The organism is Acidocella sp. MX-AZ02, assembly GCF_000306035.1.
Lineage (GTDB): Bacteria > Pseudomonadota > Alphaproteobacteria > Acetobacterales > Acetobacteraceae > Acidocella > Acidocella facilis.
In genome coordinates, this window is record NZ_JH976208.1 from 410,369 (window position 1) to 421,802 (window position 11,434).

Here is an 11,434-nt window from a genome sequence, read left to right on the forward strand (position 1 = left end):
TTTTGCCCGGGCGGCATAATCCAGCACCGCGCCGACAATGTCTGTCGCGCTCTGGGTCACCACCTGGCCGCCCAGCTGCAGCGCCAGATCCAGTGCCGCCTGCAGCCTGGCATCGTCGCTGCCGCGCTCGATATGAAAGATTGTGAGGGGGGCGTGCAGCGCCTCCGCCAGCCGGGCGGCGTGACGCACCACATTGCCGGCGGCGCCATCGGCTGCCACCAGCGCCAGCACCCGCTCGGCCACCGGCCAGGGGCCGGGGATGGCGCGCAGGCGCATATAGCGGGTGACATCCTTGTCGATCCGCTGCGCGGCGCGGCGCAGCGCCATCTCCCGCAGCGCGCCGAGATTGCCTTCGCGGAAGAAATCCTTCAGCGCCCGCGCCGCCACCTCCGGCCGGTAGATCTGCCCCTCCTGCAGCCGCCCGCGCAGCTCCGCCGGGGGCAGGTCGATCAGCTCGATCTCATCGGCCATGTCCAGCATTGTATCGGGGATGGTCTCGGCCACCCGCACCCCGGTGATGCGTGCCACCTGGTCGTTCAGGCTTTCCAGATGCTGGACATTCACCGTGGTCCAGACATCGATGCCCGCCTCCAGCAGCGCCTGCACATCCTGCCAGCGTTTGGCATGGCGTTGGCCCGGCGCGTTGGTGTGGGCGAGCTCATCGACCAGCAGCAGCTGCGGGCGCCGGGCCAGGGCGGCCTCCAGATCGAACTCCTCCAGGCTCTGGCCGCGATAGGGAACGGCATGCCGGGGCAGCTGTTCCAGCGTGCCGATCTTGGCGAGGGTGCCGGCGCGGCCATGGGTTTCGATCAGCCCGGCGACCACATCCAGCCCGCGCGCGGCCTTGGCCTGGGCGGCGTCCAGCATCTCCCAGGTCTTGCCGACACCGGGTGCGGCGCCGAGGAAGATTTTCAGGCGCCCGCGCCCGTCCCGTGCCGCCGCCGCCAGCAGCGCCTCCGGGTCCGGCCGTGTATCCTCGTCTTTCGCCATGCTGGTTTATGAGCGGCTGAGCTTGTCCAGCGCAAGATTGAGTTCGAGGACATTCACATGGTCGGTGCCGATGACGCCGAGCACAGCATGGTGGGTCGAGCGGGCGATGAGGTCGGTCACGGTCGCTGCCGGCAGATGCCGCGCGGCGGCGATGGCGGGAGCCTGACGCAGCGCGTTGGCGAGCGAGATGTCAGGGTCCAGCCCGGAGCCGGAGCTGGTGACGGCATCCGGCGGGACCGGCCCCGGGCCATAGGCTTTAACGTAGGTGGCGACGCGCTGCTGGATGGCGGTTTGCAGCGCGGCACTGGTGGGGCCGAGATTCGAGGCGCCGGATTCGCTGGCGTCATACGGGGTGGGGATGGCGTTGCCCTTGGCATCCGTACCCATCAGCGCCGAGGGACGGGGCTGGAAATAATCCGCCCCGGTGAAATTCTGCCCGATCAAGGCGGAGCCGATGATCTGGCCGTTCTGGCGCAGCAGCGAGCCATTGGCCTGGACGGGCAGCGCCGCCTGCATGGCGCCGGTGAAGGCCTCCGGTAGGATGAAACCAAGGCCCAGTGTGAAAAGCACGACCAGCGAGAGCGCCGGGCGAAGTTCGCGGAGTATCATGATGATGTTCCTTCAGATCAGGCCAAGCAGCATGTCGATCAGCTTGATCCCGGCGAAGGGCGCGATGAGGCCGCCCAGCCCGTAGATCAGCAGGTTGCGCTTGAGCAGGGCGGCGGCGCCGATGGCGCGGAATTTCACCCCCTTGAGCGCGAGCGGCACCAGCACCACGATGATCAGCGCATTGAAGATCACCGCCGAGAGGATCGCACTCTCCGGGCTGCGCAGATGCATGATGTTGAAGACCCCCAGCTGCGGGTAGGTGCTCACGAAAATCGCCGGCAGGATAGCGAAATATTTTGAGATGTCGTTGGCGATGGAGAAGGTGGTCAGCGCCCCGCGGGTGATCAGCAATTGCTTGCCGATCTCGACGATCTCGATCAGCTTGGTCGGGTCGCTGTCCAGATCCACCATGTTGCCGGCCTCGCGCGCCGCCTGGGTGCCGGTCTGCATCGCCACGCCGACATCCGCCTGGGCCAGGGCCGGGGCGTCGTTGGTGCCGTCGCCGCACATCGCGACCAGGCGGCCTTCTTCCTGAACCTTCCTGATATAATCAAGCTTGTTCTGCGGTGTGGCCTCGGCGATGTAGTCGTCCACCCCGGCCTCGGCGGCGATGGCGGCGGCGGTGACGCGGTTATCGCCGGTGACCATAACGGTGCGGATGCCCATGGCGCGCAAGGCGGCGAAGCGTTCCTTGATGCCGGGTTTGACGATATCTTTCAGCTCGATCAGCCCGAGCAGCTTGTCGTTCAGCGCCACCGCCAGCGGGGTGGAGCCGGCGCGGCCGATGCGCGCAGCGGCCTGCGCGAAGGCGTCGTCGCCTTGCGTGTTCAGCGCTTTCAGCACGGAATCCACAGCCCCTTTGCGGAAGCTTTGCCCAGCGCTGTCGATGCCGGACATGCGGGTATTGGCGCTGAAGGGGATGATGGTGGCATCCGCCGGACGCTCGGGCGTGAGGCTGTATTTGTCGCGCGCCAGGGCGAGGATGGAGCGGCCTTCCGGGGTTTCATCGCCCAGGCTCGCCATGGCGCAGGCCTGCGCCAGATCGCGCTCCTGCACGCCATTCACCGGATAGAAGGCCGAGGCCATGCGGTTGCCGAAGGTGATGGTGCCGGTTTTGTCGAGCAGCAGCGCATCGACATCGCCCGCCGCCTCCACCGCGCGCCCGGAGGTGGCGACGACATTGAAGCGCACCAGCCGGTCCATGCCGGCAATGCCGATGGCCGAGAGCAGCCCGCCAATGGTGGTGGGGATCAGGCAGACCAGCAAAGCCGCCAGCACGGGGATGGAAAAGCTCGTTCCGGAATAAGCGCCAAAGCCAACCAGTGTCACCACCGCGATGAGAAACACCAAGGTGAGGCCGGCGAGCAGGATGTTCAGGGCGATCTCATTCGGCGTCTTGCGGCGCTCAGCACCTTCCACCAGCGAGATCATGCGGTCCAGAAAGGTGTTGCCGGCATCGGCGGTGATGCGGATCACCAGCCAGTCCGAGACCAGCTGGGTGCCGCCGGTCACCGCCGAGCGATCGCCGCCCGCCTCGCGCACGACCGGGGCGGATTCGCCGGTGACGGCACTTTCATTGACGCTGGCGACACCTTCGATGATCTCGCCGTCCGAGGGGATGATGTCCCCCATCTCGACCAGCACGATATCGCCCTGGCGCAGATCAGGTGCCGCGGTGGGTTTGTAGAGGGCGCGGTTGGGCGGGTTGGTGAGCAGCTTGGCCATGGTATCCGAGCGGGCGCGGCGCAGCGTTTCCGCCCGCGCCCGCCCGCGCCCTTCCGCCACCGCCTCGGCGAAGGTGGCGAAGATCACCGTCAGCCACAGCCAGGCCGCGATGACCAGGGGAAATTCCGCCGGCCGGTGTGTCACCAGCGCCTCGATGCCGGTGGCGGTGACCAGGGCCGAGACGATCTCGGTGACGAAGATCACCGGATTGCGCATCAGCGTGACGGGGTTGAGTTTGGCCAGCGCATCCAGGCCCGCGCGGCGCATGATGCCGGCATCGAACAGGGAAATTGTTTCAGCGTTCGACATTTCAGAAAATCTTTCCAGCTTGCAGGAGCACATGTTCGGCGAGCGGGCCCAGCGTATCGGCCGGCAGGAATTGCAGACCGCCGAGGATGATGATGACGCCGATGAGCAGCCCGATGAAAAGCGGGCCGGTGGTGGGGAAGGTGCCGGCGCTGGCGGCCAGGCGCGGCTTGGCGGCGAGCGAGCCGGCGATGGCCAGAACCGGGATCATGAAGGCGAAACGCCCGAACAGCATCGCCGCCCCCAGTCCGTAATCCAGCAAGGGCGTGTCGGCGGAGAGGCCGGCGAAGGCGCTGCCATTATTCTCGGTGGCGGAGGTCCAGCCATAGAGCATCTCGGTGAGGCCGTGCGGCCCGGCATTCGCCAAGGAGGCCAGCCCGGATTTGGTGACCAGCGAGAAGCCAGCCCCGGCCAGGATGAACAGCGTGAGGATCAGCACGCCGAGCATGGCGAGCTTGATCTCCTTCGCCTGCACCTTCTTGCCGAGATATTCCGGTGTCCGCCCGACCATCAAACCCGCAATAAACACCGAGAACAAAGCAAAGACGATGATGGTGTAGAAGCCCGAGCCGACGCCGCCCGGTGTCACCTCGCCCAGCTGCATCAGGAACAGCGGCACGGCACCGCCCAGCGGGGTGTAGCTGTCGGTGAAGCTGTCCACGGCACCCGTTGAGGTGCCGGTGGCGGAGACGTTGAAGGTGGTGCTGGGGGCGATGCCGAAGCGCATTTCCTTGCCTTCCCAATTGCCGCCCGGCGCGACGCCGGCGGCGATTTGCAACGGGTTGCCATGCGCCTCCGCCGCGTAGGCGCCGATGCAGCCCAGCGCCAGGATGATCGCCATCGCCGCCATCAGCGCGCGGCCCTGCGCCTTGTCCTTCACCATATGGCCGAAGGCGATGGGCAGGGCGAAGCCGATCACCAGCAGCAGCCAGTTTTCAAAGAGGTTGGTCCAGCCATTGGGGTTTTCGAACGGATGCGCGGAATTGGCGTTGAAGAAGCCGCCGCCATTGGTGCCCAGCTCCTTGATCGCCTCCTGCAACGCCACCGGCCCGATGGCGATGGTCTGCGTGCCGCCCTGCAGCGTGTGCGCGGTGATGAAGCCAGAGAAACTTTGCGGCACGCCCGCCAGCACCAGCAGCACCGCCGCGATTAAAGCGCCGGGCAGCAGCAGATAAAGGGTGATGCGGGTGAGATCGACATAGAAATTCCCCAGCCGCGCCGCGTTTCCAGTAAAGGCGCGCATCATCGCGGCGGCGGCGGCGATGCCGGCGGCGGCGGAGATGAACATATGCACGGCCAGCCCATAGGCCTGCGCACCGTCAGAGATCTGCGCCTCCGGCGCGTAGGCCTGCCAGTTGGTGTTGGTGGCGAAGCTGGCGGCGGTGTTGAAGGCCAGGCGCGGCGACATGCCGGCGATATGTTGCGGGTTCATCGGCAGATAGAATTGCAGCCGCAAAATCGCATAGAGCAGCGCGAAATGGATCACGCTGAGCAGCAGCAACGCCACCGCGTAGCTTTGCCACCCCATGGCGCGGCGTTCATCCACCCCGGCCAGCCGGTAAATCCCGGTTTCGAGCGGGCGCAGAAACCGCACCCGCCCTTCAAAAATCGCCGCCAGATAGCGCCCGAGCGGAAACGCCGCGCCGAGCACGAGCAGAAAGACCAGCGCGATATACGCGATGCCCTGAATTGTCATGGGAGTTCTCTCAGAAATCTTCAGGGCGCAGCATCGCCCAGACCAGATAAACCAGCAGCACGGCGCAGATGGCGCCCCCCAGAGCCTGGTCCAGCATCATACGTGCTCGCAGGCGGGAACATAAAGGATCAACAACGCGAAAATCATCGCGCCGAAGATGATGGTGACGAGATCGCCCATTTACGGCCTCCTATGGAAGCCTGTGGTGTAGGCGGACAAAAATAAAGCCGCGATGCGGAAGGCATCGCGGCGCCATAAAGAGCGTATAAAGATTTGCGGCTAGAGCGTATTCTGTTCACTTTGGTGCACGGAATACGCTCTAGCTTTTTGTTTGCCCGAGCAACTTTATCCGATCAAACGAGTCCGTTTGATCGGATGCTGCTCTAGCCGCGCGGCAGCATGCGGCGCAGCACCCCGTCCTTCAGCACATAATGATGCACCAACGCCGCCAGCGCATGCAGCCCGGCGAGGATGATGATCGTCCAGGCGACATAATCATGGATCTGGTCGACGAAATGCCCGGTCGCCCTGGAAAAATCGCCGAAGGGCGAAGGGATCGGCAGGCCGAAGAAGCTCAAGGGCTGGTTATCCGTCCAGCGTGTGGCGAAGCCGAGCAGGATTTCCGCGCCCAGCAACAGATAAAGCAGGTGGTGCAGCCCGCGCGCACCGCGATTGAGCAGGTCCTTGCCGTCGTCGAACTGGGTGTGGCCGGGGCGGGCGCGCCAGACCAGCCGCAGCACGAACACCGCCGTGAGCAGCAGCCCGAAAGACATATGCAGCACGATCATCAGATGATGGTTCGGTTTGGAGAAAAAATCCCAGAATTCCGCCAGCAGGAAGTTCACCACAACCAGCAGGGCGGTGAGCCAGTGCAAGGCGATGGTCGGCCCGTCATGGCGGCTGCCGGGCTTATCAATCGATATCATATCGGACATGTTTTGGCCTTATGGCTGTAATTCGGATCGCGTGACCGTTCTGGGGGACGGGGTGTGGCAGAAATCGGGCCAAAATGGCAAGCGCGACATCGGCATTCCGCCACAAATGGCTGGTGTTACAGGATCTTCATGTCGCGGTTAGGATGTGGCAGCATTTCCGTGGCCATATCGGTCGGATGCGCCACCAGAACTCTCCGCCCGAATTGGCACATGATTGCGCCCTGTTCCTCGATATTGACGGAACGCTTCTCAACTTCTCTGTTGATCCGTTGGGTGTGGAGGTGCCGCCTGGTCTGCCGCCGCTGCTGCGCGGGCTGGCGGGCTGGCTGGATGGGGCGCTGGCTTTGCTCTCCGGCCGCCGTCTGGCGGATATCGACCAGCTGCTCGGGGCAGGTTTCGCCGCCGGGGCGGAGCATGGCGCCGTGTTGCGCGCCGGGGACGGGGCGATCATCGCCGAGGCGCGGCCGGACCCCGCCTTGCAGGCGCTGCGCGCGCCGCTGGCCGAGGCAGTGGGGCGCCATCCTGGCACGCTGCTGGAGGAAAAACGCTTCGGGTTGGTGCTGCATTGGCGCGCCGCCCCGCAGGCGCAGGAGGCGCTGACCGAGCTGGGCCAGGCGCTGGCCGCGCCGCATCCCGGGTTGGTGCTGATGCCGGCGCACGCCGCCCTGGAAATCCGCCAGCGCGGCACGGATAAGGGCGCGGCGCTGGAGCGCTTCATGGCGCTGCCGCCTTATGCGGGGCGCCGGCCGGTCTTCATCGGCGATGATGTGACGGACGAGCCGGCCATCGCCCGCGCCCGTGAGATGGGCGGGATGGGGCTGCATGTCGCCCGTGATTTCGGTGGCAAGGTCGAGGCGGTGCGCGCCTGGCTGGCCGCCAGCCTGGAAAAAGGGAGGATGGATGTCGCTACGCTCCAATCTTGACCTCGCCGTCATCGGCAATGGTGCCATCGCCTCGCTGGTGGACCGGGACGGCCGGCATGTCTGGTGCTGTTGGCCGCGGCTGGATGGCGACCCGGTCTTTCACGCTCTGCTTGGCGGCCCGGCTGAGCAAGGGGAGATGCATGTCGAGCTGGTCGGCCAGGTCGAGGCGACACAGAGCTATCTGCCCAATACCGCGATCCTGGAGACGATCCTGCGCGATGATCAGGGCAATGCGCTGCGGGTGCTGGATTTCTGCCCGCGTTTCCGGCTTTATGGGCGGGTTTTCCATCCCTACATGCTCATGCGCCGGCTGGAGCCGCTCGCTGGGCGGCCGCGGGTGAAGCTGCGCATCAAGCCGGGCTTCGCCTATGGCGCGGAGCATCCCAAGCCGGGGATTGGCAGCAATCATCTGCGTTTTGTCGGCCCGGAATTCGCCCTGCGGGTGACCACGGATCTGCCGATCTCGCATATCGTGCATGAGCAGCCGCTCACGCTGGGCCGGCCGGGCACGCTGGTGCTGAGCGTGGATGAGCCGCTGAACCAGGCGCCGGACCAGCTGGCCACGCATTTCCTGGCCGAAACCCGGGCTTATTGGGAGGAATGGGTCGCCAGCCTGAACGTGCCGTTCGACTGGCAGGAGGCGGTGATCCGCGCCGCGATCACGCTCAAGCTCTGCTCTTATGACGATACTGGCGGCATCGTCGCGGCCCTCACCACCTCGCTGCCCGAGGCCCAGGGCTCCGGGCGCAACTGGGATTACCGTTTCTGCTGGCTGCGTGATTCGATGTTCACCATCGCCGCCCTCAACCAGCTCTCGGCGACGCGGACGATGGAGACCTATCTCGGCTTCGTGCTGGATACCGTCACCAGTGCCGGCCCGCGCGAGCTGCCGCCGCTCTTTCCCATCGCGCCGGGCATGAAGCTGGATGAATATATCGCCCCGGCGCTGACCGGCTATGGCGAGGGCAATCTGCCGGTGCGGGTCGGCAATGGCGCCGCCGGGCAGCGCCAGAACGATGCCTATGGCTCGATCATCATGAGCCTGGCGCAGCTTTTCTTCGACCGCCGGCTGCGGGTGCGCGGCGATGAGGCGCTCTATCGCCAGCTCTGCGAGCTGGGCGACATAGCCGAGCGCGTGGCGCTGGAGCCGGATGCGGGGCCGTGGGAATTTCGCGGCATGGCCCGTGTGCATAGCTTCTCCGCCGCGATGTGCTGGGCCGCCCTCTCGCGCCTGGCGATGATCGCCTCGACCTTGGGGTTGGAGGCGGAGGCGGCGCAATGGACCCTGCGCGCCCAGAGCCTGCGCGCGGAAATCATGCGCCGGGTGGTGACCAGGGAAGGCTGGATCTCCGGTGCGCTGGATCAGGAGGTGGCGGATGCCTCGGTGCTGGTGTTGCCCAATATCGGCTTCATCGACGCGAAATCCCCGGAATTCGCGGCGACCTTGGATATGGTCGAGCGCCGGCTGATGCATGGCGGCTTCGTGATGCGTTATGACGATCCGGATGATTTCGGCCTGCCGGAAACCGCGTTTTTGCTGTGCAGCTTCTGGCATGTCAGCGCCCTGGCGCTGGCCGGGCGGCGGGCGCAGGCGATGGAGCTGTTCGAGCGCATTCTGGCGGCGCGCAACCATGTCGGGCTGCTGGCCGAGGATGTGGAGCCCGCGCAGGATGGCACGCCCAGCCGGCTCTGGGGCAATTTTCCGCAAACCTATTCCCATGTGGGCTTGATTCTCTGCGCGATGCGTCTCTCGCGCGGCTGGGAGGAGGGGCTATGGCGCGCCTCGTAATCGTCTCTAATCGCGTCCCGGATGTCTCGGATGGCGCCGCGCCGCGCGCCGGCGGGTTGGCGGTGGGGCTGGCCGATGCGCTGGTGCCGGGCTCGGTCTGGTTTGGCTGGTCGGGCAAATGCATCGACACGCGCTCCCATGAGGTGACCCGCGCCGAGGCCGAAGGTGTGACCTACGCCACCATCGATCTGGCGGAGGCTGACCACCGCGCCTTCTATCTCGGCTTTTCCAACGCCACGCTCTGGCCGCTCTTTCACATGATGCCGAGCTTCGTCACCTTCGATTCCGCCGAGTACAAGGCCTATCGCGAGGTGAATGAGCAATTCGCGGAAGCGCTGATGGCACTGCTGCGGCCGGATGATCTGATCTGGATCCATGACTACCAGCTGCTCGGCGTGGCGGCGGATCTGCGTCGGCGCGGGGTGCGCAACCGCATCGGCTTCTTCCTGCACATTCCCTTCCCGGCGCCGGCTTTGTTTGAGCTGCTGCCCTGCGCGGAGGAGCTGCTGGCCGGCATGCTGGCGCATGACGTGATCGGCTTTCATACCCCCCCGGACCGGGCGCGGTTTCTCGAGGCGATGGCGGCGCATGGTTACCAGGTGCAGGGCGATGATGTGCTGCATGAGGGGCGGCGCATCCGCGTCGTGGTCACGCCGATCGGCATCGATGTGGAGGGCTTCTCGCGCCTCGCCGGGCGCGCCATCCGCCGGGTGGAGGCCAAGCGCGTGGTGGAAAGCCTGAACGGGCGCACGCTGATGATCAGCGCCGACCGGCTGGACTATACCAAGGGCCTGCCGGCGCGTTTCGACGCCTATCGGCGCTTCCTCGGCAGCTATCCCGAGCATCGGCGCAGGATCAGCTTCCTGCAGGTCGCCGCCCCGTCGCGCGAGGAGGTGGAGAAGTACAAATCCTTGCGCGACGAGCTGGCCTACAAGGCCGGCGCCATCAATGGCGCGTTCTCGGATTTCGACTGGGTGCCGCTGCGCTACATGACCCGCGCGGCCGGGCGTGGCCTGCTGGCGGGGATGTTCCGGATCTCGCATATCGGGCTGGTCACGCCTTTGCGTGACGGCATGAATCTGGTGGCGATGGAATATATCGCCGCGCAGGACGGGGCGGACCCGGGGGTGCTGATCCTTTCGCGCTTCGCCGGGGCGGCCTCGCTGCTGCCCGAGGCGCTGCTGGTCAACCCCTATGACATCGACGCGATGGCGGCGGCGATGGATCGGGCGATGAGCATGAGCCTGGAGGAGCGCCAGGAGCGGCACGAGGCGCTGCTGGAGCATATCCGCACCCATAACGCCACCGCCTTCAGCCGTAGCTTCGTGGCCGCGTTGAATCGGCATCATTAAGCGAGAGTTGTAAAAGTTTTTGAGGGGGTCGGAGCTTTTTTCAAAAACTTCCCACGAAGGTTCGCGGGGTGACGGCGGCGTTGCCTACGCCCAGCCGTTTTCGCCGCTCTTTTGAAAAAAAGCGGCACCAAAAAACTTTCGCAAATTTTCAGAAGGTTGTTTTCAAGGATTCGCACCAGCCTCGACGCGGCCCGCCGCGGTTGATAAGCCCTCCCGGCGATGCAGGGCTTTGGACTCGGGATATGACGGTAGCGATTGATATGGGGCAGGGGCCCGGCGGGGTTGCGGCCGCCATGGATCTGGAGGAGCTGCTCGCCACCCGCCTGCTGGTGCAGGGCAATTCCGGCTCCGGCAAGTCCCATCTGCTGCGCCGGCTGCTGGAGCAGAGCGCGCCCTGGGTGCAGCAGGCGATCATCGACCCGGAAGGCGATTTCGTTACTTTGGCCGAGGCCTTCGGGCATCTGGTGATCGATGCCGAGGCGCATAGCGAGCAGGGGCTGCAACTGGCCGGCGAGCGGGCGCGGATGCACCGCGTCTCTACCGTGCTGAACCTGGAAGGGCTGGACGCGGAGACCCAGATGCGCCGCGCCGCCGCCTTTCTCGGCGGCATGTTCGAGGTGCCGCGCGACCATTGGTACCCGGTGCTGGTGGTGGTGGACGAGGCCCAGCTTTTCGCTCCCGCCGTCGGCGGCGAGGTTGCGGACGAGGCCCGCAAGCTCTCTCTCGGGGCGATGACCAATCTGATGTGCCGCGGGCGCAAGCGCGGGCTGGCGGGGGTCATCGCCACCCAGCGCCTGGCCAAGCTGGCCAAGAATGTCGCCGCCGAGGCCTCCAACTTCCTGATGGGCCGCACCTTTCTGGATATCGATATGGCGCGGGCGGCGGATCTGCTGGGCATGGAGCGCCGCCAGGCGGAGGCGTTCCGGGACCTGGAGCGCGGGCATTTCATGGCGCTCGGCCCGGCATTGTCGCGCCGGCCGCTCTCGATTCGCATCGGCGCCACGCAGACCGCGCCGCGTACCTCCACCCCGCGCCTGACCCCGCTGCCGGGGGCGGCGTTGGAGGATGCGCATGCGGTGATTCTGGCAGCACCTCCGCCGGACGCCCCG

9 protein-coding genes and 1 pseudogene are annotated in these 11,434 nt (G+C 65.9%); 4 read left to right on the plus strand and 6 right to left on the minus strand.

Annotation, left to right across the window (positions count from 1 at the left end; translation table 11 throughout):
- The 6 genes and pseudogenes from MXAZACID_RS10195 to MXAZACID_RS10220 form a co-directional block, all read right to left on the minus strand.
- Nucleotides 1–990, minus strand: a pseudogene (locus MXAZACID_RS10195) (sensor histidine kinase KdpD); the annotation flags it as partial.
- Nucleotides 991–996: 6 nt separating this feature from the next.
- Nucleotides 997–1,599, minus strand: a complete 603-nt coding sequence (gene kdpC / locus MXAZACID_RS10200) for a potassium-transporting ATPase subunit KdpC (protein ID WP_008494240.1) — start codon at nucleotides 1,597–1,599, stop codon at nucleotides 997–999.
- 12 nt (nucleotides 1,600–1,611) lie between these two features.
- On the minus strand, nucleotides 1,612–3,633 hold the full coding sequence (gene kdpB, locus MXAZACID_RS10205; RefSeq protein WP_008494241.1) for a potassium-transporting ATPase subunit KdpB: 2,022 nt from the start codon (nucleotides 3,631–3,633) through the stop codon (nucleotides 1,612–1,614).
- A gap of 1 nt (nucleotide 3,634) precedes the next feature.
- Entirely contained in the window at nucleotides 3,635–5,326 is a 1,692-nt protein-coding gene (kdpA, locus tag MXAZACID_RS10210) for a potassium-transporting ATPase subunit KdpA (protein ID WP_008494242.1), read from the minus strand.
- A gap of 10 nt (nucleotides 5,327–5,336) precedes the next feature.
- Nucleotides 5,337–5,426 carry a K(+)-transporting ATPase subunit F gene (gene kdpF / locus MXAZACID_RS10215; protein ID WP_039885169.1) on the minus strand — a complete coding sequence of 30 codons (90 nt, stop codon included), beginning with the start codon at nucleotides 5,424–5,426 and terminating at the stop codon, nucleotides 5,337–5,339.
- Nucleotides 5,427–5,709: 283 nt separating this feature from the next.
- Nucleotides 5,710–6,261, minus strand: a complete 552-nt coding sequence (locus tag MXAZACID_RS10220; protein ID WP_008494243.1) for a cytochrome b — start codon at nucleotides 6,259–6,261, stop codon at nucleotides 5,710–5,712.
- A gap of 176 nt (nucleotides 6,262–6,437) precedes the next feature.
- Here MXAZACID_RS10220 and otsB point away from each other — a divergent pair, with 176 nt between their 5' ends.
- The 4 genes from otsB to MXAZACID_RS10240 all read left to right on the plus strand — a co-directional run.
- Nucleotides 6,438–7,184 carry a trehalose-phosphatase gene (gene otsB, locus MXAZACID_RS10225; protein ID WP_035179317.1) on the plus strand — a complete coding sequence of 249 codons (747 nt, stop codon included), beginning with the start codon at nucleotides 6,438–6,440 and terminating at the stop codon, nucleotides 7,182–7,184.
- Nucleotides 7,162–8,973 (plus strand): glycoside hydrolase family 15 protein, encoded by a 1,812-nt coding sequence (locus MXAZACID_RS10230; RefSeq protein ID WP_008494245.1) that lies wholly within the window; start codon nucleotides 7,162–7,164, stop codon nucleotides 8,971–8,973. Before otsB ends, MXAZACID_RS10230 begins: the two co-directional genes overlap by 23 nt.
- Nucleotides 8,958–10,325, plus strand: a complete 1,368-nt coding sequence (locus tag MXAZACID_RS10235) for a trehalose-6-phosphate synthase (RefSeq protein WP_008494246.1) — start codon at nucleotides 8,958–8,960, stop codon at nucleotides 10,323–10,325. The genes MXAZACID_RS10230 and MXAZACID_RS10235 overlap by 16 nt, the downstream gene beginning before the upstream one ends.
- Before the next feature lie 242 nt (nucleotides 10,326–10,567).
- Nucleotides 10,568–11,434: ATP-binding protein (locus tag MXAZACID_RS10240; protein WP_144052774.1), on the plus strand; the 867-nt coding region annotated here is incomplete at its 3' end.